Below are 24237 nucleotides of genomic sequence, written 5' to 3'. Positions count from 1 at the left end.
CTAGCGTAGGACATGAATATGTCAAGCAGATGTCTGGAAGGAAGCATACTTTATCAGTAAAATAAAGAGAGCTGAAAGCAGATAGGGAGGTTTTCTCATGAAACGCTTGACCGCGGAAGAAAAAAACGGTCTGTATAAGGCCATCAGCAATCGCCGCGATATTCGTTCCTTTCGCAAAGATCCTGTCGCGCCGGAGAAGCTGGCGATGATCTTGGCTGCTGCCCACCATGCTCCTTCTGTGGGGTTCATGCAGCCGTGGAATTTTGTCCTGGTGGAAGACGACGCAACAAAACAAGCACTCGCAGAATGTGCGGATAAAGAGCGCCGGGCGCTTGCTATTCACTACGAAGGAACGGGACGCGAGTCTTCCTTTTTAGAGTTGAAAATTCAAGGGATCAAGGAAGCGCCGATCACGATCTGTGTCACCTGTGATCCTACTCGTGGCGGCGACCATGTATTGGGACGCAATTCCATCCCGGAAACAGATATTATGTCTGTCAGCTGTGCGATTCAAAACATGTGGCTGGCTGCATACGCAGAAGATTTGGCGATGGGCTGGGTCAGCTTTTACAAGAAGGCCGACGTGCGTCGTATCTTGAACATACCGCCGCATATCGATCCGGTCGCATTGCTGTCGATCGGCTACACGGATCATTACCCGGAACGCCCACTCTTGGAGCTTCACCAATGGAGACAACGCGAAGACCTCCAGCAGCTGATTTATCGGGAGCAGTGGGGAAACAAGGCGTAAGCCTCGACGGATATCTTAAAGAAAGGGCGCTGCAGTTGCGGCACCTTTTTTTCTTGCAAAAAAAAACCGCCTGATCAACAGGCAGCACAAGGGTAGTAGAGGGGTAGTACGTGATTCACGGTATCTTCCTGACGTGCCCAAACACAAGGAAAGTTTCACAATTAACACGACTCACGAAGATGGAACTAGCAAAATGGGAAATTTCACCTGACGCCTATCCCTTCCTGTATGCCCGAATATACCTAGGTATCCGTATCGATTTATATGCGCGGACGCGTCCGATTCGTCGGGATGGCTGCTAGCGGATCATCCGGCCAATAGTGCTTCGGATAACGGCCCTTCAAATCTTTTTTTACCTCAAAATACGTTTGTGCCCAAAAACTCGCCAAGTCTCTTGTCACTTGCACCGGACGATGAGCTGGCGAAAGAAGATGTAAGGTCAGCGGCACTCTTCCCCTGCCTATTCGGGGAGCGTCCTGCCAACCAAACAGCTCCTGCAGCCGGACGGAAAGAATCGGTGCGGCAGGATCGCTGTAATCGACCGGAATTTTGGAACCACTCGGAACGATCACATGAGTCGGAGCGTATTCGTCCAGTTGTCTGCGCTGCTCCCATGACAGCATACCCTCCAGCATCGACTGTACAGACAGGGACTGCAAGTCTTCCTTTCTTTTGTATCCATACACATGGGGAGCGAGCCATTCCTCCAAGGAACCAAGCAGCGCCTCATCCTCCACATTCGGCCAGCCTTCCTCCAGTCGGTACATGAACATCAATCTCTCCCGATACTGGCTCGACTGTCGATTCCACGGCAAAATCGCCAAGCCTTCTTCTTTAATCCCATCAAGAAGCGCAGCTACCATCGCATCTGGCGAAGCCTCCGCTGGCGAATCTGACAAGAGGATCACCCCCAACCGCTTTTGCTTGCGGCTACGAACGGCCCCTGCTGAATGCTCCCACCATACGTTCATATGTTCAGTAATCTGCGTGGCACAGTCGCGCAACAGCTCGCTTTCCTCCACGCTAGCCGCCAATAGGATTCGACTGTCAGTCCCTTGGTCGTCGAGCTCTGCTGCCACAATATATGGCGAAGCTGCTAACGGTTGTTGTACGGAAAAGGCAGCACCACGCCCATTGCAGAGCAAGTAGCGTCCATCTCCCCTTCGCTGTGCAATCCGGTCCGGGTATGCAAACGCCAGCAGTCTACCAGTCGCTTCGGTATGGGCGGAAGTGTCTCGTGGATTGTTCTTTGCCCACGTCCGTTTGAAGTGCGACGCTTCTGACCAAAGACGTCTGCATGCCCCTGCATCAATTGGCAGCTCCGTCGCTCCACTCTGCTTGTTCGCAACTTGACGAAGCAGCGCAACACGCTTACACATATCTGCATCCGCTGACGCTTGACGCCCCCGCACAATATCTCGTTCTTCTAAAAGGACAGCCAGCTCGCAAGCCAGCTCTCCTTCCCCCAGCTCATTCGCCTTCTGAATCATGTGGCCTAATCTCGGATGTATCCCCATCACAGCGAGTACTCGTCCATGTGGTGTAATCTGCTTCCTTTCATCTAATGCACCCAGCTGAAGCAGCAGCTCTTGGGCCTGTGCCATCGCTGCCTTTGGAGGTGGATTAAGCCAATCCAGCTCTTCCGGCGACGCCACTCCCCACATAGCCAGCTCCAAAGCGAGCGCAGCCAAATCAGCTTCCATCATCTCTGGTGCCTGTTGTGGAATCAGCATGCGGTCCTCTTGCTCTGTCCACAGTCGATAGCAGACGCCTGGCGTGAGCCTGCCCGCTCTTCCTCGACGTTGTTCAGCAGATGCCTTCGATACTTTTGCTGTCGTCAATCTCGTCATCCCAGTACGCGGTGAAAAATGCGGGACTCGTTTTAACCCGCTATCGATCACGATTCGCACTCCCTCGACAGTCAAGCTCGTCTCTGCGATCGAGGTAGCCAGCACTATTTTTCGTTCTCCTGCTTCCGTAGGCTGGATCGCCCTATCCTGTTCGTCCTGCGGCAAATTTCCGTAGAGAGGCGCAATCCGTATATTCGTAACAGCACCGCTTTGTTCGAGCAAATCTTTTACACGGTGAATTTCTTTGGCTCCCGGTAAAAAGACGAGCATGTCACCGTCTTCCTGCCTCAACGCTCCCAGGATCACCTGGACTACCGCTTCCTCCAGACGTCCTGCCAGCGGAGTAGTCAAAAAGTGCGTCTCCACTGGGAACATCCTGCCCTCACTGATCACAACAGGGGCATTCCCGAGCAAAGCGGATACGGGCTCTGCTGCAAGCGTAGCGGACATGACGAGTATACACAGGTCTTCCCGAAACAAGCTCTGTGCCTGCAGGCTAAGCGCAAGCCCCAAATCTGCGTGTAAGCTCCGTTCGTGGAACTCGTCGAAAATAACGAGACCGACATCTGCAAGCTCCGGATCATCCTGTAGCATCCTCGTCAAAATTCCTTCCGTGATGACTTCAATCCGCGTGCTTGGTCCTACTCTCGAATCACGCTTGACTCGGTATCCGACCGTTTGTCCTACCTCTTCACCCAGCAACGCAGCCATGTAGGCAGCCGCTTGGCGCGCTGCCAGTCGACGCGGGACCAGCATCACAATTCGGCGATTGTCTAACCACGCTTCTTCGCGTAATGCCAGTGGTACCCGCGTCGTTTTTCCCGCACCCGGAGAGGCGACTAACACAGCGTTTGTATGTTCGCACAGCGTGTTTACCAATTCGGGCAATACTTCATCTATCGGCAATGCATTCATGTTTTCACCTCATACAAGCAATCATCCATACTCATCATACACGATACGGCGGTGCAGGTTGAATTATAAAAATGACTGAATACTCATTCAATAGTATAATGATTTTATCACTATGGGAGGTGGGCGGTATGATTCACATTCATCACCATGAAGATGTGGCGTGTCTGGAAGGGATTGTTCGCGTAGGGGATTGGGAATCGGCGATCTATGTGTATGTTGCGGATGGCATGCTGGTGGATACTGGCCCGAAAGTGCTCGAGCGTGCCCTCATTCCCAGGTTTCAGGAAGTATCGTTTGATTCCGTCGTACTGACGCACAGCCATGAAGACCATGTCGGTACCGCCTCGTGGCTTGCCCAGCACAAGCAGGTTCCTCTGTTCATCCACGAAAAAGGCGTGGAAATTTGCGCCCAAAAAGCACAGTACCCTTTCTACCGCAAGCTAACGTGGGGGATTCGCGATCCGTTTGTGGCCCAGCCTTTGGGTGACATCCATCCGTCTCGCTCGATTGAATGGAAGGTACTTTATACGCCCGGCCATGCGCATGACCATATCGCCTTGCTGGATGAAAGGACAGGTCGCTTGTTCTGCGGCGATCTTTTTATGGGCGTGAAAACGAAGGTCATTTTACGGGAAGAATCGATCCCCATCTTGATGAATTCCCTTCGTACGCTGCTTGCTTGTGATTTCCAGTCGATCTTTTGCGCCCATTCCGGATACCATCCAGACGGGAAAACACTCTTGCAACGAAAGCTCGCGCATTTGGAGAATTTGTCTGGTGAAATCCTGCATCTGCATAGCCAAGGGCTGTCCTCTCATGAAATAAACGTTCAACTGTTTACCTCCAGCCCGCCAATCATCGCGGCTTCCTCAGGGGAGTTTGACTCACTGCATATCGTCACATCTGTTCTTGCCGCACATCTTCCTTTTCAAGCATCGGATAGTATACTGGAAGGATAGCCTTACTGGGAAAGGGATTGAAGCGATATGGCGATCAAAAAGCTAGAGCATGTGGGCTTAATGGTAAAAGATTTGGAGGCCTCTATTGCCTTCTACACCGAAGTCATTGGGATGGAGCTAAAAGGAAAGCTCGCACATACCAACGGCGTCATTACACTGGCTTTTCTCGGATTTCTAGAAAGCACAGAGACAGAACTGGAGCTCATTTTCGGCTATAACGATTCGCTGCCAGTAGAGGGCAAGGTTCATCACCTGGCGTTTGCTGTGGACAACCTCGAAGCGGAGATCGACCGCTTGAAGCAACTGGATGTCACCTTTATTGATCAGGAAATCACCACATTGCCGAACGGCTCGCGTTACATGTTCTTCACAGGTCCAGATGGCGAGTGGCTGGAGCTGTTTGAAAGCACAAGAACGTAGAGGGAAAAGATTTTACCTTTTCCTTCTACGCCCCCTCTTCTTCTATTCTACCTTGATCTCTTTTCTACGTCCCATATACCACTGATAAAACCCTTCAGCCAGCTCAATCGGCACATCTGTTATTCCTTTATGATTCACTGGTTTGGCTCGATTGACCGTTTTGATAGAGGCTAGACCTAGCAGTTTTTGTAGGAAGCCTCTTTTTACGTTGACTTCAATAATTTTTTCTCGTTTCGAAATGAATAACGTGGTCGTAAGGTGCCCGGTTTGCATTTGGATAAAGTTATTCTTCAGTGTGTAGCTCGTATTGTAGAATTCAAGCACTTCTAGTGTAACTACGACTATGGTCAATGCAATCGAGATGATCCACCATGCTTGCTCCCATCCCCATATATTCGGCTTGAAATAATAGAGAGCACCTGTGGCAATGATCCATATCCAGCTCGATCTTACCAAGCGAATCCATAGTGACTTTTTTGGAAGGCTCGTCATTTCTGCCGTTACTTCATAAGCAGGCAAAATTTCAGAAACCATCTCATACGCACGTTTTACCGGTAAAAATGGATAGAGTGAGCTCACATCCTGCTTATCCGTATCAGTATCACTCTCGCCTCCAACGACCGTCAGCTTAACTTCTGCAAGACCTAACAGACGCTTTAACAAGGATTGCTTGATTTTTATCCCTTGGACTCGCTCTTTTGAGATCGAAAAGGTTGTCTCTTCAATGACTCCCTTGGCAATATAGATTCGCTCATGATCAGACGAAATCTCATATTTTCCGTAACGAATATAAGTCGTGACCATACCGAAAACGATTGATAGTGCGAGCAGTCCAATGGCTGTCAGCGTGATCAGTGTCCATGAGCTCCAAATGAGGGAGAAGATTCCTTCTACCTGCTCCTCCACGTCGATAAATTCGATGAGCTTGAAGTACGCCCATACGAGTAACGTAATGATCCCGAGGAAGCTGAGAGAAGTGAAGGACGCCTTCATAATCTCTTTTTTCGTTGGCGTAAAATGAATGATTCGCTCAGGAGTGGTTAACTGCGTCCTGATTTCCTCGTGAGAAAACGTCTCTCCTTCGCTCGCTTCATGTGCTGGCTGTTCAGGCACTCTCTCTGCCTGCACTGCGTGTTTCGTGTACTCCTCGATTCGATCCGCTTCTTGCGGGGTAATCACCGCGAATTCTACAGCAGAGTCGTCCCCAGTCATCCCTGTCTCAAACCGGATGGAGGTCACTTGAAACATCCGATGAAGCAGCGTCGTATGTCGATTGACGTTTTGAATTTTGGTAAAAGGAATCGTTTGCTTGGTCTTCGTAAAAATTCCTTCGTACAGATGGAAGGAAGTATCATCCAGCTTGAACTTATACGATAACCATCTCAAAACCAGGTAGACCAGCATCCCTCCTACATAGATGTAAAAAACCATTCTTCCGTACGTAACGAATGCAGTAGTCGAGTCATAGTTGAACACAAACAGAATCAGTGCAGGAAAAAACAAATTTTTCACTTGCTTGCTAAGATCAAAAAGGATATTTAGTGGATGGTACCGCTTCGCATCCATCACTACTCCACTTCCTTTAATTTTGCATATTGGGCAATTTGTTCTCGTAATTGAGAAGCGACATCCCCCGGGAGCCCTGGAATCTCATGTGAGGAGCCCATGGTTCTTATCGAAATCGTGTACAGTCCGTACTTTCGTAAAATCGGTCCTTGCTTGGTTGAGACTGCCTGGATTTTGGTCATGGGGACAAGGAAATGTCTCTCGGAGATCACCCCGAATTTCATTTGCAAGAAATCTTCATCGATATCATACCGCCAGCTTTTATATAAAAAGTACGGCTCGATGAATGACCAGATTGTCGCGATCACACCGATGACCAGTAGTCCATGCAGCACCCATCCAATCCATTCCTTCCAGGCAAAATAATGATCTAGATAATAGAGAACGGCCAAAATAACGAATCCGATCACAGCCGTAATCCCCTCTGTTATAAGCTGTACCTTGAACGCATCCTTGGACAAGCATTTTTGCGGTGCGCTGATTGACGATGGCATATCATCACTCCTGTATCGTTATTACACAATCCATTCACTATCTAGTTCATACGTAAAACAATCCACCCGGTTTCTGTGGACGAATCATCAATTTTTCATGCGGCAAGCGAATACTCTTATGCCGTTCGAATCATACTAAATAATGGAGAAAACGCCTTGTAAAAATTATCACATTATAATCATTATAAAAAACTTGACTTACTGAATCATTTATTAAATAATAATCATTGTAAATTATATTCAAGCATGGCTCGTTACGCATGCTCTGGATATGTACTATACAAATAACCAATAAAGGAGCTATCACTATGTCACTCATCGGAACTGAAGTACTCCCTTTTAAAGCGCAAGCATTCCAAAAAGGTAAATTCCTCGAGGTTACAGAAGCAAACTTCAAAGGCCAATGGAGCGTAGTTTGCTTCTACCCAGCAGACTTTACTTTCGTTTGCCCTACTGAGCTGGAAGACCTGCAAAACCAATATGCAACTTTGAAAGAACTCGGTGTTGAAGTGTACTCCGTTTCTACAGATACTCATTTCACTCACAAAGCTTGGCATGCAAGCTCTGAAGCAATCGGCAAAGTTGAGTACATCATGATCGGTGACCCTTCCCATGTGGTCTCCCGTAACTTCGATGTATTGATCGAAGCAGAAGGTCTTGCAGATCGCGGTACTTTCATCATTGACCCAGATGGTGTTATCCAAACAGTTGAGATTACTGCTGGCGGTATTGGCCGTGATGCAAGTGCTCTGATCAACAAAATCAAAGCTGCTCAATATGTTCGCAACAATCCAGGTGAAGTTTGCCCAGCAAAATGGCAAGAAGGTGGCAAAACACTGAAACCAAGCCTTGATCTCGTAGGCAAAATTTAAGGTGTGATATAAAATGGCCCTCGACCAAGAAATAAAAGCGCAACTAGAACAATATCTCGAGCTCTTGGAAGGCGATATTGTGCTCAAAGTCAGTGCAGGCTCCGATGAGGCATCTTCCGAGATGCTTGCACTGATTGATGAGCTTGCCAGCATGTCTCTGAAGATTAGTGTAGAGAAAGCACAATTATCTCGAACACCTAGTTTTAGCGTAAATCGTGTCGGTGAAGATACGGGTGTAGTCTTTGCCGGTACACCACTCGGTCACGAATTTACTTCATTGGTATTGGCTCTCTTGCAAGTTAGCGGAAGAGCTCCAAAGGTTGAGCAAAGTGTCATTGATCAAATCAAAGACATTCGCGGTGAATATAAGTTTGAATCTTATATCAGCCTGAGTTGCCATAATTGTCCAGATGTTGTCCAAGCTCTGAACTTGATGAGTATCTTCAATCCTGGTATTACTCATACGATGATTGATGGTGCGGTCTTCAAGGAAGAAGTAGAGAGCAAAAACGTAATGGCTGTGCCAAGCGTTTTCCTCAACGGCGAATTTTTCGAAAGCGGTCGTATGACCGTCGAAGAAATTCTTGCCAAGCTGGGCTCTGCTCCGGACGCTTCTGAATTTGACAATAAAGATCCTTATGATGTACTTGTTGTGGGCGGTGGCCCAGCAGGTGCAAGTGCGGCGATTTATGCAGCACGTAAAGGAATCCGGACAGGTCTCGTCGCTGAACGTCTTGGTGGTCAGGTCAATGACACGTTGGGTATTGAGAACTTTATCAGTGTGAAATACATTGAAGGTCCTCATCTCGCAGCTAACCTTGAGAAGCAAGTGAAAGAGTATGGCGTAGATGTCATGAAGCTGCAACGTGCCAAGCGTTTAGAGAAGAAGGATCTGATCGAAATTGAGCTCGAAAACGGTGCTGTCCTGAAGAGTAAGACAGTCATCTTGTCTACAGGTGCTCGTTGGCGGAATCTGGGTGTACCAGGTGAAGCAGAGTTCAAGAACAAGGGTGTAGCCTATTGCCCTCATTGTGATGGTCCTTTGTTCACAGGCAAGGATGTCGCCGTTGTCGGTGGCGGTAATTCAGGTGTGGAGGCAGCGATTGATCTCGCAGGTATCGTGAAGCATGTAACCGTTCTGGAATTCTCGCCAGAGCTCAAAGCTGACGCGGTATTGCAAGATCGTCTATACAGTCTGCCGAATGTGACTGTCCTGAAGAACGTTCAAACGAAAGAAATTACGGGAACTGACAAGGTGAACGGCATTTCTTATATCGATCGTGAAACAGGCGAAACCAAGCACGTTGAATTGCAAGGTGTGTTTGTACAAATCGGTCTTGTACCGAATACGGATTGGTTGGGCGACACGATTGAACGCACTCGCTTTGGTGAGATCGTGGTAGACAGCCATGGTTCTACAAACATCCCTGGTGTTTTCGCTGCTGGTGATTGCACGAATAGTGCTTATAAGCAGATCATCATTTCGATGGGATCTGGTGCTACTGCGGCACTAGGCGCTTTCGATTATCTCATCCGCAACTAAAAGCCAAAGCCACTCCTCATCATGGGAGTGGCTTCTTTCATTCTTCTTATTATTGGTTACCCACGTTGATAAACGGAGTAGCTCCCCCTGTTACACTCGGCAGCTTGCCATCCCATTTGCGGATCGCTTCGAGCTGCGCCTCAATTTGTCTGAGCTGAATCAGCTCGGGCGTAACCTCTTGCTTTTGCAGGCGCAACGCTTGTGCTTGTGCCTCCGCTCTCGTAATTTCCTGCTCTTTCTCAATCTTGATTCGCTCCAGGTCCAGCTTTGATTTGAGCGCTTGCTGCTCGGCCACCTGCTTGGATTCAATGGCGCGGTTGAATTCATCACTAAAGGTAAACTCGCGAATATTGATTTCGTCGAGGATGATGTTATAGGTCGACAGCTTTTTATGCAGAACTTCTTTTACCTTTTGGCTCACCTCAGAACGCTTGGAGACCAGTTCTTCTGCCGTGTATTGAGCCGTAACCGCCTTAAATGCTTCCGCGATGGCGGGATCGACAATTCGGCTATTGTACTCCAAGCCCACCTGCTGATACAGCTTGTTGACATTTTCAGCATCCAAATGATGGTTAACGGCAATCGTCGTGGATACGGTTTGCAGGTCACGCGAAGCGGAAGTCTGGCTCATTTCTGATTTTTGCACTCGCACTTCCATCGGCACTACAGTCTGGATGAACGGAATTTTAAAATGCATGCCCTCTTGCAGCACTTTTGGCTGTACCGCTCCCAGTTGCAGCACAACTCCGCTATGCCCTGCGGAAATAATCGTAAAAGATTGCGTGCCAAGCAAGACCAACACGACCAGTATCACAATCGTTGCGATCAGCTTTCCTCCGGCTTGAAAGGGACTCATTTTTACAACATTTTTGTCGCTCATACTCGTCCTCCCTCTATCTATATATGCTCATTCATTTATACGAGGGAATGGACTGTAAGTTTCTAGAAATTTACGAAAAATACAAAACATTAGCTATTTGCTTTTGAAGCTTCTAAAAGAACATGCGCCATGCGCTCTGCCTCAATTTTGCACAGCTCAAATTCGACTTCACCAGATACATGCGAAATCAACTGGATGACTTCCTCACAACCGTGATTGCATATTAAAAACTGTCCCCAGCGTACCTCGGAACGAGGAACTTTGCGGGCGGAAAAGCCGCTCTGAAAACCGCCAAGACTCATGTCATTGCATCTCCTATCCGAAAAACAAATCTACAATATTCATTGTTGACGAAGAATCTCGTTTATACATCTCACTGTAACCGCAATTCACACAACTGATCACATCATATACCTGGTACTGAACATTCAACATGCGTGATAAGCCACCGCCTGTAGCTGACATCTGTGTCACAGTTGTACGCGTGCCCCCGCATTTTATACATCCTCTTCGTCCACTGTTACGATCTGACGAAGCTCTCCCTTGCCTTGTACACCTGCACTGGTTGTTTTGATCCAGATTTTCGTTGCATATTCCGCATGCTCCCAACATCCTACCACCTCAACTCATTCGATTGCCATAGCCCCTTCATCATACCCTTTATTTGGAAAATAAGACAAAGAAGAATGTTGAAGGAACTCCGCTTTCTCACTACTATAGAGTCAAGAAGGAGATGATCATATGCTAGACCCTTATGTACGAAGAGCCGATTTCGGCTCTGAGCAAAGAGCTCCCCTTTCTCTTGGTTCAGAGCCTTCCCCATATTGAGTTGAGGATCTCTTTGCTCATCTATATACGCACATCACGCTATATAGACAGGAGCAAAGCATATGAAATACAAAAATGCACAAAACCTATTGCCAGGTGATCTGCTGCGGCAAATTCAGCATTATGTACAAGGATGCTATCTGTACATCCCGATCCACCACGAAAACAAAAGGCAATGGGGCGCATCCACAGGCACAAAGCAGTGGCTTACCGAACGGAATCAGGTTATTTGGCAGGCGTATCGCGAAGGGGCTTCTGTTAAAGCGCTGGCCCAGAAGCATTACTTGACCGAGCACAGTATTCGGCGAATCATTCGTGGACATAAATGAGACAGAGCAAACGTTGACCGTGTGTCTTCATCATTCTTGCGTTACACTCCTTTTTAAGTTCAGTCAGTCAATCAGGAGGAACAACGTATGAATCAGATTCATTTCCTCGATATCTCGTTTATGTACAACGGGATACAACAGGTCATTACCCCTGTGCTGCTGCAGGATGAGCATGAAATGATACTTGTGGACTGTGGTTATCCGGACTTTTTGCCACTGATTCAGGAGACAGCGCACAAGCAGCAGCTTACTCTCGGCGCTCTTACGAAGGTTATTGTGTCGCATCACGATATGGATCATATAGGTTCTTTGGCAGCGTTAAAACGTGCTTACCCGCACCTCGAAATTATCGCCTACGAATCCGAAGCACCGTACATTTCCGGGCAAAAAACATCTTTGCGATTGGAACAGGCGCAAGCAACACTGGACCTTCTGTCATCGGATGAAAAGCAACAAGCCGAACAATTTATTCGCTTTTTGCAGTCCATCGAGTCAGCCGAAGTTGATCGAACTGTAACGAATCATGAACACCTGCCTTGGTGCGGAGGCATCGAGATCATTCATACACCCGGACACATGCCTGGACATATTTCGTTGTATCTGATCGCAAACAAAACGCTGATCGCCGGAGATGCGGTTGTGATCGAAAACGGCAGACTCGAAATCGCCAATCCGTCCTATACAATAGACATGCAGGAAGCGATACGCTCCGTCCGCTACTTGCTCGATTACGACATCGAGCAGTTGATTTGCTATCACGGTGGGTTGTTTCAGGGAGATATCAAGCAAGCGCTCCGGGAACTGCTCCAAGCCTACACCCCGACCTGAGGAGGTTTTCGCGCGGATGAAACAGAACAAATACGATGAGCAAGGTTTTTTCTCCCAATACAGTCAGATGGCTCGTTCCATTGAGGGATTGAGCGCTGCCGGAGAATGGCACGTGTTTCGGGAGCTGCTGCCTCCCCTCCATGACAAAAAAGTACTCGATCTTGGTTGTGGCTTCGGCTGGCATTGCCGGTACGCGCGTGAGCAACAGGCCCGTTCCGTTGTCGGAGTAGACCTTTCCGAAAACATGCTGGCTCGTGCCAGAGAGGCTACTTCTGATCCCGCTATCGAGTATATCCGTTTTGCGATTGAAGATATTGATTTTGCCTCTGAGGAATTCGACGTTGTTATCAGCTCCCTGGCCATCCATTATGTGGAGCGCTTTGACTTGCTGTGCCAGCGTGTCCATCACTGTCTTGCTCCCGGAGGTTCCTTCGTTTTCTCCGTGGAGCATCCCGTATTCACCGCTCTGGCTGCACAGGACTGGCATTACGGACCACAAGGCGAACGATTGCACTGGCCGGTGGACAACTATCAGCAGGAAGGCATCCGGCATACCAACTTTCTAGAGAATGAAGTCGTAAAGTATCACCGAACGTTTTCGACCTATATGAACGATCTGATTGCCGCAGGATTTCAAATAGCAAAAGTCGCTGAACCCGGTCCTCCTGAAGAAATGCTGGATATACCCGGAATGCGTGACGAAGTCCGTCGGCCGATTTTCTTGTTGATCGCCGCCAGCAAACAAGCATGAAAACAGACAGAAAAGCACCCCGTCTCCCACGCCATCTCCGAGCGTGGACGGGGTGCTCTGTTATTCTCCAGCAGCCTCCAGATTTTTGAACTGGTTGTAAAACAACTGATAATAGGTGCCTTGCTGCTGGATGAGTTCATCGTGACTGCCTTTTTCCACGATCTCTCCCCGATCCACAACCATAATCGTATCTGCATCCCGAATCGTACCCAGCCTATGCGCAATTACAAAGCTCGTACGCCCCTCCATAATGGTAAGAAGCGCATCCTGGATATTCAGCTCTGTCCGTGTGTCGATACTGCTTGTCGCTTCGTCAAGAATGAGCAGCGACGGCTTCGCGAGGATGACACGGGCAATCGCCAAAAGCTGGCGCTGTCCCTGACTCAGATTGCCTCCATTTTCCGTCAACATCGTATCATAGCGCATCGGCAACCGATTGATGAACACGTCCGCATTCGCCATTTTCGCTGCGGCTACAACCTCTGTATCTGTCGCATCCGGCTTGCCGTACATAATATTTTCCTTGATCGTACCTGCGAACAAATACGTATCCTGCAGAACAAAGCCAAAGCTCCGCCGCAAGCTGTCCCGCGTATATTCTCGGATGTCTTTTCCGTCCAAATAAATCGTTCCTGAGGTCACATCGTAAAATCGCGTGAGCAAATTCACAATGGTCGTTTTACCTGCACCCGTCGGTCCGACTAACGCGATGGTACTCCCTGCCTGAGCCTCGAAGCTGATATTTTTCAAAATCAGTTGATCTGCTCGATAGCCGAAGCTGACCTGATCGAAAACGACTTGCCCCTTGGGCTGTGCAAGCACAGTCGCATTCGGGGAATCCAGCGGCTCCTCACGCTCATCCAACACCTCAAATACCCGCTCCGCTCCTGCAACACCGGATTGAAGCACGTTAAAAATGTTCGCGAGGTCATTCAGCGGACGGACAAACTGTCGGGAATAACTGAGGAAGCTCGCGATGACCCCGACTGTGATCAATCCTTTTACAGCAAGCACGCCTCCGACAATCGCCACCATGGCAAAGCCGAGGTTGTTGATCACGTTCATAATCGGCATGAGAAAGCCCGTCCAGACTTGTGCATTCATCCCTACCTTGCATAGCCTGTCATTGATCGTCGTGAAGTCTTCGATTGCTTTTTGCTCGTAGTTGAAAGCCTGCACGACCTGAATGCCAGAAATCGTCTCTTCAATGTGCCCGTTCAGCTTGCCCAGCTCCATCTGCTGATTTTTGAACAGCACGCTGGTTCTTTTGGCAATCGTGCGTGTGAGCAGGAACACGAGCGGCACGGTGATCAGGCAAGCGAGGGTCAAGATAGGAGACAAGATGAGCATCATGACCAGCGAACCGAGGAGTACGATCGCCCCTGACATTAACTGTGTCGTCGATTGAGAGATCGAGCTGCTGACATTGTCGATATCATTCGTAAGCCTGCTCATCAGCTCCCCGTGCGTACGCGAATCGAAATAAGCAATCGGCAGCTTCTGCAGCTTGTCAAAAAGCGCTTGCCTCAGATTCGTTACGATCCGCTGGGATATGCCAGCCATCAGCCAGCTCTGCAAAAACGTCAGTGCCCCATCCAGGATGTACGAGCTGAGTAAGGCAAGAATAATGATCGACAAAAAGCTGAAAGCCTCTTCGCCACCTGTCATCGCATCAATCGATTTTCCGATCAAATAAGGCGCAGACAGCATGAGCAGCGCATCGACAAATACGATGACAAATACAAGCGGCAGCAGCTTTTTTTCTTTGCCAAAAGCTTGCCAGAGCCTTTTTAGCGTACCTGAAAAATTTTTGGGCTTGCTCACTGGACCTCTGGCTGCCCCATGCCCGAAGCCCCGGCCAGGTCTTGGTGAAAAGACAGGTTGTTGCTTCTGTTGGCTCACCCTACTTCACCTCCCGACCGATTTGTGACTGATAGATTTCCTGGTATACCTGGCAGGAGGCAAGCAACGCGTCATGGGTACCCATGCCAGTAATTTCTCCGTTGTCGAGCACGATGATTTTATCAGCATCCATGACGGACGTAATCCGCTGTGCGATCAAGATGCAGGTGAGACCTGCCGCATAGGATCGAAGCGCATCCTTAATCCTCTCTTCTGTCGCCACATCAACTGCGCTGGTACTGTCGTCGAGAATGAGAATTTCCGGCTTTTTCACCAAGGCTCTCGCTATGGAAATGCGCTGCTTCTGTCCTCCAGAAAAGTTGACTCCTCCCTGCCCTACACGTGTCTCATAGCCTTCAGGAGTGGCGGAGATGAACTCGTGAGCCTGAGCCATGCTCGCCGCAAGCTCGACTTCCTCGTATGTCGCGTCTGCCTTGCCCCAGCGAATGTTTTCCTTCACCGTTCCTGTAAACAGCATGGTTTTTTGCGGGACGATCGCCATTTTTTCGCGTAATCGCTTAGGCTCCATGTCACGTACATCTACGCCATCTACCCGAATCGTCCCTTCCGTTACATCGTAAAACCGCGGGATCAAACCAACCAGACTGCTTTTCCCAGAGCCTGTCGAGCCAATTATCCCGACAGTTTCCCCCGGCAGACAAGTAAACGAAATCTGCTTCAGAACAGGCTGGCCGCCCCCTCCTTCATAGGAGAAACTGACCTGCTCGAAGTCGATACGTCCTTTTTTGCCCGGAAGCTCGTGAGGCGCATCCTCTTTCCAGCTCATTTTGTTTTCCTCGGCAAATACTTCCCCGATACGTCCCGCCGATGCTTTTGCGCGCACGAACATGTTGAATACCATAGAAATCATCATGAGTGAAAACAAGATTTGGGTCATGTAGTTCGTAAAGGCAATAATATGCCCTACCTCGATGCTTCCTTGCTCAACGCCTAGCCCACCCAGCCAGAGGACAGCGACAATTCCGAGATTCACCGTCAACATGATCGCTGGGCTAAAGATGGACATCACCCGTGTAGCCGATACCGATTTTGACTGCAGCTCTTCGTTCGCCTGTGTAAACTTGCCACGCTCAAAAGCAAAGCGATTGAATGCCTTGACGACACGGACGCCAGACAAATACTCGCGCATCGCACCGTTGACCCGGTCGAGTGCTTGCTGCACCTTGAAAAAAAACGGATAACCGATTTTCATATTCAAGAAAATAAATAGACCCACAACGGGAACAACGATTGCAAGAATCACTGCCAAATCCACATTCAATTGGGTCGCCATGAATAACCCACCGATACACATCAATGGTGCCTTGACGAATATTCGCATCATGCCGTTGACAAACATCTGCACTTGATTGACGTCATTGGTCAAGCGTGTCACGAGTGAGGCTCTGTCGAACTTGTTCAAGTTTTCAAAGGATAACGATTGCACCTTGGAAAACAAATCTGCGCGCAGCTGCGCACCGAAGTTTTGCGAGACGTATGTGGCCAGCACATTGCGAATGGAAGCCGCGACTGCCCCCAACGCTGTAACGAGCAGCATCAGCCCACCTGTCTTTAGCACGTAGTCCATATCCCGTTGTGCTACTCCAATGTCGATAATGCGTGACAAGATGGTCGGCTGCAAAAGATCACAGACGGCCTCCAACGCCAAAAAGAACATAGAGATACCGGCAATTACGCCGTATTTTTTTATGTATGTATGATAGAAGCGCATCCGTTCACCCCATCCGTGTTTCTACGTACACGATAACGCTTAGCTAGCGAAATGTCACGATGGTTTGTCTAAATAAAAGGCTGGAGGCTTACAGGTTTTTCCTATTATAGACGTCGAAATCATATGGAAATATTTTTACTTGAATGGAGGATGAAAAGATGTCTCAATCGTTGTTAAAAGGTATGGAAGGGGTTTTTATTCCGGTAACAGACCCGCGTGCATCTGCAAAATGGTATGAGGAAAAGCTTGGCTGCAAACCTTTGTATGTGGAAGAGGAAGCTGTCACGCTGCGAATATCGGAAGAATCCTCTACGGTCATCTGTCTAGTTCGTGTGACTAACCATCAGCCAATGAAGTTTCCCGAAAACAATTTTGGTGTCGGCAAGTACTACAATTTTTTCCCAGCGGATATTGAGGCGGCACATCAGCTATTAACAGAGCGTGGGGTGCAGGTAACGCCGATTGATGGCTTTGGATCGACGAAGGTGATGACGTTTTTTGACCCAGACGGGAATGCGCTTGGGATGTGCCAGTACTAATGTCTGTAACCATTCAAAAACAGCCAAAAGCATCTTATCAACGCTTTTGGCTGTCTATCTGTATGGCTATCCCCTAATCGCTTCGAACATAGACCGCGTGTACCCACCACGATTGGCTCAATTGATATATCTGTAAAAACCTTCGTCTGAATGCGCTCGTACTGGACAAACGTGTGCGTTGTTCGCAACACCATCTTCAGCAGCGGAATTCCAACAAAGATAACCATCAGCCCAAACGCTAATGTAATGCTAATTAAATAGAAGCATAAATAAAACAATCCAGATCCGAAGGTGAACAACAAAAAGAAAAAATCTTGAAAGCCTTTTTGAACCGCATCTTTCTTCATCAGAGCCTCTCCCCATCTTCCTTATCTTTGCTCAATCTCGCTGAGCTTCCTTGATTTTAATTTTCTGTCGGTCACATTCTGTAGTATCAAAATGTCACAACGCCAACGATGAGTGCGATTTCTTTGTCATAAAAGGTGCTGACGAACTGTCATTCGCGGCGATGACATCGCACACCAAAAAGGGCAAAAAGCAGGGATCGTCACTTTGACCCCATGCTTTTTGCCCTCATATCTTTTGCTCAAATGATTATTCCTGTGGAGCTTCCCCTTGTTCCATATACAAGAACTCCCACAGATGGCCATCTAAATCCTGGAAGCTCCAGCTATACATGAAGCCGTGGTCAACAGGATCTTTCGATGGAGTTGCGCCCGCGGCTAATGCTTTGTTTACGATCTCGTCGACTTGCTCTTTGCTGTCAGCGGACAAGGCGACAATCACCTCGGTGCTTCTAGTTGCATCCGTCAGCTCTTTTTTCGTAAACGTTTGGAAAAACTCTTCAACCAGCAGCATGGCAAAAATGTTCTCGCCGATCACCAGGCATGCTGCATTTTGATCCGTAAATTGCGGGTTAAATTCATAGCCGATTGCCGTAAAAAAGTCGATGGATTTGTTAAGGTCTTTCACCGGTAAATTGACGAAAATTTGTTTGGATTGCATTGCCATGTCTGATTCCCCCTCGGGTTTGTTTTTCCTTGATGTCTATATCCTATCATTCCCGATTACGCGAGGCTTCTTCTGGATTGCTATTTTGCCATAAAGGTGTGTGGCTTGCCAATCGAGTTTCTGTGCCGATGGACACTCAAAATGAGACCGAGGGCAGTAAAATGAGCCAGAGCCGTTCCGATATTGCTATAGCTGAGAAATGGAATCTCCAGTGACGTGATTGGCAGCATACCCACTGACATCAGCATGGGCCAGAAGAAGTACAGTGAGAATAAAGGAACGAAGCTCGCAATAAGATGCTTGCCATAAGGTTCGTCCACTTCCTTGACGACCCGAGTCAGCCTCATCATAAACAGGGTAACAGCTAGCAAAATCAACATACCGCCAAACCAGCCATACCTGTGAATGAAATACACGAACTTGAAATCAGAGTCCATAAATGGCAGCTGTGGTAAAGGAGAATGGAAGCCATTTCCCCAAAAGCCCGCCGAACGGATCACTTCCATTGTCTGTATGTAATAATACCCGTGCCCCTGCGGATCGTTGGCCGGTTGCAGCCAGCCAAGCATTTTCACGAAAGAGAAGCCATCCAACCAAAAAGGAACGACAAAAGCAACAGTAGCCGCAATCAGCAAGATGAGCTTTTCTTTCCTGGCGGATTTCGTGTAAGCAAGAAGTATCACGAAACCGCAAAGATACAGCATGAGGTACATAAGCCAGCCAGACATGAAAAAGAGAGTCGCGGGCAATAAAACATATACGACCAGCTTGGAAGCTGTACCCCGGAATCGCCACGTCCTGGTCAGCAGCATGCCTGCTACACTGATCAGAAGCGAATACATGGCAAACGCTGCAAAATCAATATTACGACCTATGTACATATAGTCTCTTCCATTTATTGTATTGCCGAACGCAATTCCAAGCAAAAACACGAATACTGTCAGCACGTACACATGCAATGAATACGGCAAAAGCTTGCGATAATCCGTGAAGGTAATCACGAGCATCAGCCCGATTCCCAATACGGCATAGAACCAGTAGCTATCTAGTTTAGACTCCAAATAACTGACCTGGATTCCATACATCGTAAACAGACCAACCGCCAGAAAAGCCATTACATATGTGAAGAGCCTCCACTCCACCTTAGGCTTATAAATCCGATGCAGTTGCTTCCCTACTGTAGCAGATTCGCCCATTTGCAAAATGGCTTGTCGCACCGCTTCCTCCTCTACCACGCCCTCGTTCAACTGCTCATCCACTATATCAAGCAGATGACTCTCCAGCTCATCCCGGATTCTACGATGCATTTCTGTAGCCCGAACATGTCGACACACCTGATCAAGGTAGTCTGCGATTAATGGATGTGTATTTGTCTGCTTCATGCTCTTCCCTCTCCTAGCACCCGATCAATCCCATCGCGGAACGTATGCCACTCGTGCATCTTCTCCTTCAATTGGCCGCGACCTTCTGCTGTAATCCGGTAATACTTGCGCTTCCTGCCATCCTTCTCGTCCCAGTACGCTTCCACATAACGCTCTGCTTCGAGCGCATGCAGGATCGGATACAGGGTCCCTTCTTTTAGCGTAAACAAACCATTTGACTCCTTCTCGATGGCTTTTGCAATCTCATACCCGTACATTTCCCTGCGATCCAGCATCGTCAAGATCAGGATCACGGTACTGCCCTTTAATAGCTCCTTATTGATTTTCATAGTGCCTCCCGATTTAATCGCAAATACCTAGATTAACAATACATCATAAATCTATGTATAAGATTCTATCATCCAAATCTTGTAAGATCAACACATATACGTGATAGTAAGCTTACGTGAAAGGACGTTTTGACATGGAGCCAACTATTCTCTCCCGCGAGGAAACACACGTGATTGGATTCACTTTTATAGCGAATGTGACAGAAGACTTGGGACAGAAGCTCTCCGCTACTACGACTGAAGCTTTGCGAGCCAGAAAAAGCGAGATTCAGAATCAGGCTGGTGAAGGTGAATATCTGATCCAACTCTATCCTGACAAAGCTGACTTCGATGCATCGGTAGATCCTTTTACCACCATTATTGGCGTCCAAGTTTCCAGCCTCGCCGATATTCCTGAAGGGATGGTCAGTCACACGATTCCGGCGGGGACATTTGCAAAAGTAACACACAAGGGACCTGAGATAAACTTGGGCGATACGTATGGTTTTCTTTACGGGTCTTGGCTCTGCGAATCGGGATATGATTATGCCGGATTTGACTTTGAGTATTGGGACGAGCGCTACAAGCCAGACCAGCAAGACAATGAGATTGATATTTACGTTCCGCTTTTCAAATAAGAGACATAGCGAAAACCAGGGAAGTAGTCCCTGGTTTTGCTGTTGTTACAATGTTATCTATCTAGCCACTCCCCTGTCAGCGCGTTTACCATATAAAGCGGGGTATCATGATAATAAATATGATAGACGAGACGCGGTTCTATTTTCCCTGTAGCTGGATTCTCCATCAGCTTGTAGACCAATCGAAGCGGACGATGGGCTACATACACGTCGGTCGCGGCTGCCCTTGACATTGCTTTGCTTTTATCCGGTAGCGGCTTAGCCTCCTCTGCATACGGAGGTATAATACCGATTACTTTTTTCCTAGCTACATCAAAATGAACAGTATATCCTCCCATAATTGGGACTCCCTGATGAGACTTGAAGAATTGGTACGTTTCGGTTTTTCCTTCTCTAGTAGCAGATCCGAGTAGCAGTTCTTTCGTATCTAAAGGAAGGTATTTCTGAAGCTGCTTTGCTGCTTCATGAACGTTTTCCAGCTTCGGATGAGGGAGCTTCTCCTTTTCCTCATGGACATTTCCATACCGATATTCGAGAATATCCCCTGTCTCTGTTTCCACGGTCAGTTCTATTTTCTGTTTGGTTCGCGTCTCTACTTTGTACGTATGTACGCCCGAGCCTTGATGAACCCCGAAGGAAAGCGGAGGCTCGAATCCCCACTCCCGAAAAAGTCTATCTGCTTCTTCGATGTCAGGAGCTACCAGCTTTATTCCTCCTGGTTTCACCGAAATTGGCGGCATATCTACGAGACTGTAATCGGGATGATAGCGTTCCGTGGGGTAAATTTCTCCTGTGATGGCATCGATGTCACCTGAAAAAGGAAACTCGTATTGCAACCGCCCTTCCCCCTCTGAATAGAGGAGCCGGGCACTTTGCCCAAATATTTGCTCAGCCTGCTTCACTGGCATTGCCTTTTTGGGATCAGGAAAGACCATGCCTGTCGTATCGTTTGTCTGTACCTCTTTTTTATGATGCCTGCCCGCCTTGTCTATCGTAAACGTGTATTGGTCTTCAAGAACCGGAATGTTGTTTATCGTCTTGTTCATCACGACAAGACCTGTATCTGTATTGGACAGCATGCCGTTTACCGCATATTGACTCGCATCACGTCCTGCCAATTCTTGCAGTAGCTTCTTCGCCTGCTCGTATACAGGATGGGCAGGAAGCTGCTGACCACTTGTCGCTGTCACCTGTGTGTCTACCCCTTCGTTTTGCTCCATCCCTGCCATGATGTACATACCAAAAACCGAAGCGATAGCTACCGCAGCCGCCGCTGCTTTCAACGGATTGGTTAGCAGCATTCTCTTCTTGCCACCCCTGCTCGTTTCTTGTTCAAGCACAGTGCGTAATCTCTCTATAAACTCCTTGCGCGGGGGTGTACTTTTTTGCAGAGTCGCTAACCGTTCCAGCATATCTCGTTCATTTTGCCAATCCACTGTACAACTCCCCCTTCTTCGCATGCGTCAGCTTGCCATGCAACTGTTTCAATGCCCGGTGCATCATCGTTTTCACGTTTGATTCTGAACAACCCAGTATGTCCGCTGTCTCTTTGACGCTGTATTCTTTAATGCCACGCAGAATGACAACCATTCGGTAATGCGGTGGCAGTCCCTTAATCGCAGCGATCAAATCCTGCTCGTCCTCTCGGCTTTCCGCTTCCTGAGCCGGATTCCCTTCCGAGGCTGGTATCAAGACATACAATCAGTTGCCTGACAACAGCTTTTGCCACTTGCGTTTTCGATAGTAATTCATCGCTGTATGCTTCGCGATCGCAAACAGCCATGTTTTCACATCAGATCGCTCTTCAAATCGTTCGAGTGAGCGAATCACTCGCAAAAAACCTCCTGCGTCAAATCCTCCGCATCATTTTCATTGCCCGTAAAGTACAGCAAAAATTGATACACATCATGATAATGCCGCTCATAGATGGCCATGACCTGATGTTTCATTTCCTCATACAAAGAAGCTCCTCCATTCTCTTGCTGTCGGCTGGTTGGCGACTTTACTTTTGCTAAAAATTTTCTATTGTACCTATTAGTGTCTTGAACAGGAAAAAGGTTACAGCAGAATGTTTGAAAATGTTCAGGAATGCAACAGCGATGAATAGATCGGGTAGCCTATAATTTACATGGATCCTACTATCTTTCCTGATCACATAAGAAGTAAGAACGGAGTGACGTGTATGTTTAAACGGCTATTAGCCATTCCGCTTGCCGCTATGCTCGTACTGACAGGCTGCGGCAATGGTGGACAATCGGGCCAACCATCGGGCGATTCAACGGCTACCAATCCGACTCGTTCGATCGAATACTTGGGCAATACTTATCAAATTCCGGCCAGAACAAAAGAAATCGTCTATGTCGGCTTTCCTAGCTCGTATGAAGATTCCTTCCTGCTAGGAGTGCCGCCGTATGCAGCTACTACAGATAAAAACGGCAAATTCCCGCCCGAATATCAAGCCATGATCAGAAATGCCAAGCATCTCCCTTATAATATTGCAGATAATCTAAATGAGCTGGTTGCCCTCGAACCTGACGTCATCATGACAACCGACAAGACCTCCAAGGAAGACGTGGCCAAATTGCAAACCGCTGCATCCGTCATTCCCGTCTCTACAAACGGAGCTCATTGGCAAGAAAACTTGCGTCTGCTCGCTGATGTTCGTGGGAAAGATGCCAATTTGGATACTTTCGTAGGAAAAGTGAAGCAAAACGCACAGGAACTCCGCGACAAGCTCGCCGCACTTCCAGAAAAGAAAGTGCTGACACTGTGGTTCCAAGAAGGCTCCTTCTACGTCTATCCAAAGGATGAACGGTACAATTACCTGTTATATACGGACTTGGCCCTGCCTGTCCCAAATGTCGTCGCAAATGTGCAGGAGCGTACCGCGCTCTCAATGGATGCTTTGGCAAAAGAAGATCCCAACTACTTGTTTGTGATGGTCAACAAAGAAGACCAACCCGCTTTCAAGCAGTTGCAAGAGCAACCTGCATGGAAAAATCTAAGCGCAGTCAAAGCAGGTCAAATGTACATGAATGCCGTTGAACCAGGATTGGCTGGTGGCACGGCCTATAGCAACCAATCGTTTTTAAATGCGATACGAAAACAAATGCTAAAGATGAGCGAATAAAAAGATGAGCTTTGCTCATACTATACTCATCGAGCTCGGTGGTGTGTTTTCAATCAGGCTGTAGTCCTTTACGGAGGCGATGTGCCATGGATGATTTACACGATCACCTAGTGAGTAAGGAAAACCGCATACTGCTTTAAGCTTCTAACTTCATACTGGAGGTAGATGCGTCGCACGTGATGATCGGTAACACCTCAAAACTAACGAGCTCGATATATGCCGTCTCCTTTATGGAGGCGGTTTTATTTTTTGGAAAACCGACGTTTGTCCAGCTGTAGTGGTGGGGAGGAAACAGGAGAAAACGCTCAGATTCTAGGGCCACCCGCAAGGGTGATTCACTGCCCGACTCCATGCAAAAAGCGAAACCGCGTCCAAAGTGGTCCTTTCAGGATGCTTCTCAGAGGTGGACGCTTAAGAACGTGTTTCGCTTTTTGCATTCCGTCTCGGTCGGTGTCCCTAAGATCTTCGCTTATTTCTCCTGTTTCCTCTACGAGCTTTTCGTTTTAGCCGATTCCTGAAAAGATTGAGGAATGTAATCAGTTACGACAGAGAAGAATATTTCCAGACGTAGCGACTTGTGGAGTCCTACCGAGCGGAGAAGGGATTAGC

24 protein-coding genes and 2 pseudogenes are annotated in these 24237 nt (G+C 48.0%); 11 read left to right on the top strand and 15 right to left on the bottom strand.

Features of this window, described 5'->3' with window-relative positions:
* Nucleotides 1–97: 97 nt before the first annotated feature.
* A complete protein-coding gene (bluB, locus tag AB1L17_RS22700) occupies nucleotides 98–751 on the top strand; it encodes a 5,6-dimethylbenzimidazole synthase (RefSeq protein ID WP_412846149.1) in 654 nt (217 codons plus the stop codon).
* A 260-nt stretch (nucleotides 752–1011) separates the two neighbouring features.
* Here the strand turns inward: bluB and hrpB are convergent, their stop codons facing one another.
* A complete protein-coding gene (gene hrpB, locus AB1L17_RS22695; RefSeq protein WP_412846150.1) occupies nucleotides 1012–3516 on the bottom strand; it encodes an ATP-dependent helicase HrpB in 2505 nt (834 codons plus the stop codon).
* Between the two features lie 128 nt (nucleotides 3517–3644).
* Here hrpB and AB1L17_RS22690 point away from each other — a divergent pair, with 128 nt between their 5' ends.
* Together AB1L17_RS22690 and AB1L17_RS22685 are read left to right on the top strand one after the other, a co-directional pair.
* Nucleotides 3645–4475, top strand: a complete 831-nt coding sequence (locus AB1L17_RS22690; RefSeq protein ID WP_412846151.1) for an MBL fold metallo-hydrolase — start codon at nucleotides 3645–3647, stop codon at nucleotides 4473–4475.
* A gap of 27 nt (nucleotides 4476–4502) precedes the next feature.
* Entirely contained in the window at nucleotides 4503–4895 is a 393-nt protein-coding gene (locus tag AB1L17_RS22685) for a VOC family protein (protein ID WP_412846152.1), read from the top strand.
* Between the two features lie 42 nt (nucleotides 4896–4937).
* On the opposite strand, the gene AB1L17_RS22680 is transcribed toward AB1L17_RS22685, so the two are convergent.
* Together AB1L17_RS22680 and AB1L17_RS22675 are read right to left on the bottom strand one after the other, a co-directional pair.
* Nucleotides 4938–6461: a PH domain-containing protein gene (locus AB1L17_RS22680; protein ID WP_412846179.1), complete on the bottom strand. Its 1524-nt coding sequence runs from the start codon at nucleotides 6459–6461 to the stop codon at nucleotides 4938–4940.
* Nucleotides 6462–6463: 2 nt separating this feature from the next.
* Nucleotides 6464–6955, bottom strand: coding sequence for a PH domain-containing protein (locus AB1L17_RS22675; protein WP_412846153.1), 492 nt, complete (start codon nucleotides 6953–6955; stop codon nucleotides 6464–6466).
* A gap of 308 nt (nucleotides 6956–7263) precedes the next feature.
* Here AB1L17_RS22675 and ahpC point away from each other — a divergent pair, with 308 nt between their 5' ends.
* Together ahpC and ahpF are read left to right on the top strand one after the other, a co-directional pair.
* Nucleotides 7264–7827, top strand: a complete 564-nt coding sequence (gene ahpC / locus AB1L17_RS22670) for an alkyl hydroperoxide reductase subunit C (protein WP_412846154.1) — start codon at nucleotides 7264–7266, stop codon at nucleotides 7825–7827.
* Between the two features lie 13 nt (nucleotides 7828–7840).
* The gene (ahpF, locus tag AB1L17_RS22665; protein WP_412846155.1) at nucleotides 7841–9370 is read left to right on the top strand and encodes an alkyl hydroperoxide reductase subunit F; all 1530 of its coding nucleotides are present in this window, start codon (nucleotides 7841–7843) and stop codon (nucleotides 9368–9370) included.
* Between the two features lie 49 nt (nucleotides 9371–9419).
* Here the strand turns inward: ahpF and AB1L17_RS22660 are convergent, their stop codons facing one another.
* The 4 genes from AB1L17_RS22660 to AB1L17_RS22645 all read right to left on the bottom strand — a co-directional run bounded on the left by AB1L17_RS22660 (nucleotide 9420) and on the right by AB1L17_RS22645 (nucleotide 10870).
* A complete protein-coding gene (locus tag AB1L17_RS22660; protein WP_412846156.1) occupies nucleotides 9420–10250 on the bottom strand; it encodes a prohibitin family protein in 831 nt (276 codons plus the stop codon).
* A gap of 89 nt (nucleotides 10251–10339) precedes the next feature.
* Complete coding sequence (locus AB1L17_RS22655; protein ID WP_412846157.1) at nucleotides 10340–10552, bottom strand: hypothetical protein; 213 nt, start codon at nucleotides 10550–10552, stop codon at nucleotides 10340–10342.
* Between the two features lie 13 nt (nucleotides 10553–10565).
* Nucleotides 10566–10715: a zinc ribbon domain-containing protein gene (locus tag AB1L17_RS22650; RefSeq protein WP_412846180.1), complete on the bottom strand. Its 150-nt coding sequence runs from the start codon at nucleotides 10713–10715 to the stop codon at nucleotides 10566–10568.
* Between the two features lie 32 nt (nucleotides 10716–10747).
* Entirely contained in the window at nucleotides 10748–10870 is a 123-nt protein-coding gene (locus tag AB1L17_RS22645) for a hypothetical protein (RefSeq protein WP_412846158.1), read from the bottom strand.
* 270 nt (nucleotides 10871–11140) lie between these two features.
* On the opposite strand from AB1L17_RS22645, the gene AB1L17_RS22640 reads away from it, so the two are divergent.
* The 3 genes from AB1L17_RS22640 (at nucleotide 11141) to AB1L17_RS22630 (ending at nucleotide 12986) form a co-directional block, all read left to right on the top strand.
* Nucleotides 11141–11407, top strand: coding sequence for a CD3324 family protein (locus AB1L17_RS22640; RefSeq protein ID WP_412846159.1), 267 nt, complete (start codon nucleotides 11141–11143; stop codon nucleotides 11405–11407).
* An 87-nt stretch (nucleotides 11408–11494) separates the two neighbouring features.
* Nucleotides 11495–12235: an MBL fold metallo-hydrolase gene (locus AB1L17_RS22635; RefSeq protein ID WP_412846160.1), complete on the top strand. Its 741-nt coding sequence runs from the start codon at nucleotides 11495–11497 to the stop codon at nucleotides 12233–12235.
* 16 nt (nucleotides 12236–12251) lie between these two features.
* On the top strand, nucleotides 12252–12986 hold the full coding sequence (locus AB1L17_RS22630) for a class I SAM-dependent methyltransferase (RefSeq protein ID WP_412846161.1): 735 nt from the start codon (nucleotides 12252–12254) through the stop codon (nucleotides 12984–12986).
* Between the two features lie 60 nt (nucleotides 12987–13046).
* On the opposite strand, the gene AB1L17_RS22625 is transcribed toward AB1L17_RS22630, so the two are convergent.
* Nucleotides 13047–14888 carry an ABC transporter ATP-binding protein gene (locus AB1L17_RS22625; protein ID WP_412846163.1) on the bottom strand — a complete coding sequence of 614 codons (1842 nt, stop codon included), beginning with the start codon at nucleotides 14886–14888 and terminating at the stop codon, nucleotides 13047–13049.
* 1 nt (nucleotide 14889) lies between these two features.
* Entirely contained in the window at nucleotides 14890–16620 is a 1731-nt protein-coding gene (locus AB1L17_RS22620) for an ABC transporter ATP-binding protein (protein WP_412846164.1), read from the bottom strand.
* A gap of 158 nt (nucleotides 16621–16778) precedes the next feature.
* On the opposite strand from AB1L17_RS22620, the gene AB1L17_RS22615 reads away from it, so the two are divergent.
* Complete coding sequence (locus tag AB1L17_RS22615; RefSeq protein WP_412846165.1) at nucleotides 16779–17159, top strand: VOC family protein; 381 nt, start codon at nucleotides 16779–16781, stop codon at nucleotides 17157–17159.
* Between the two features lie 98 nt (nucleotides 17160–17257).
* Here AB1L17_RS22615 and AB1L17_RS22610 read toward each other — a convergent pair.
* The 4 genes and pseudogenes from AB1L17_RS22610 to AB1L17_RS22595 form a co-directional block, all read right to left on the bottom strand.
* Nucleotides 17258–17506 (bottom strand): annotated as a pseudogene (locus tag AB1L17_RS22610) (sensor domain-containing protein); the annotation flags it as partial.
* Nucleotides 17507–17753: 247 nt separating this feature from the next.
* Nucleotides 17754–18170, bottom strand: a complete 417-nt coding sequence (locus AB1L17_RS22605; protein WP_412846166.1) for a VOC family protein — start codon at nucleotides 18168–18170, stop codon at nucleotides 17754–17756.
* An 80-nt stretch (nucleotides 18171–18250) separates the two neighbouring features.
* A complete protein-coding gene (locus tag AB1L17_RS22600) occupies nucleotides 18251–19552 on the bottom strand; it encodes an FtsW/RodA/SpoVE family cell cycle protein (protein ID WP_412846167.1) in 1302 nt (433 codons plus the stop codon).
* Nucleotides 19549–19881: a PadR family transcriptional regulator gene (locus AB1L17_RS22595; protein WP_412846168.1), complete on the bottom strand. Its 333-nt coding sequence runs from the start codon at nucleotides 19879–19881 to the stop codon at nucleotides 19549–19551. The genes AB1L17_RS22600 and AB1L17_RS22595 overlap by 4 nt, the downstream gene beginning before the upstream one ends.
* 134 nt (nucleotides 19882–20015) lie before the next feature.
* Here AB1L17_RS22595 and AB1L17_RS22590 point away from each other — a divergent pair, with 134 nt between their 5' ends.
* Nucleotides 20016–20498: a GyrI-like domain-containing protein gene (locus AB1L17_RS22590; protein WP_412846169.1), complete on the top strand. Its 483-nt coding sequence runs from the start codon at nucleotides 20016–20018 to the stop codon at nucleotides 20496–20498.
* Between the two features lie 53 nt (nucleotides 20499–20551).
* On the opposite strand, the gene AB1L17_RS22585 is transcribed toward AB1L17_RS22590, so the two are convergent.
* Both AB1L17_RS22585 and AB1L17_RS22580 read right to left on the bottom strand, forming a co-directional pair.
* On the bottom strand, nucleotides 20552–21934 hold the full coding sequence (locus AB1L17_RS22585) for a hypothetical protein (protein WP_412846170.1): 1383 nt from the start codon (nucleotides 21932–21934) through the stop codon (nucleotides 20552–20554).
* Nucleotides 21918–22459 (bottom strand): annotated as a pseudogene (locus tag AB1L17_RS22580) (RNA polymerase sigma factor). Before AB1L17_RS22580 ends, AB1L17_RS22585 begins: the two are co-directional and overlap by 17 nt.
* Before the next feature lie 221 nt (nucleotides 22460–22680).
* On the opposite strand from AB1L17_RS22580, the gene AB1L17_RS22575 reads away from it, so the two are divergent.
* Complete coding sequence (locus AB1L17_RS22575) at nucleotides 22681–23628, top strand: ABC transporter substrate-binding protein (RefSeq protein ID WP_412846171.1); 948 nt, start codon at nucleotides 22681–22683, stop codon at nucleotides 23626–23628.
* Nucleotides 23629–24237: the final 609 nt, after the last annotated feature.

This window comes from Brevibacillus jepli (assembly GCF_047229145.1).
Lineage (GTDB): Bacteria > Bacillota > Bacilli > Brevibacillales > Brevibacillaceae > Brevibacillus.
Note: the sequence above shows the minus strand (reverse complement) of the source record. Positions and strands in the feature narration are given on the sequence as shown.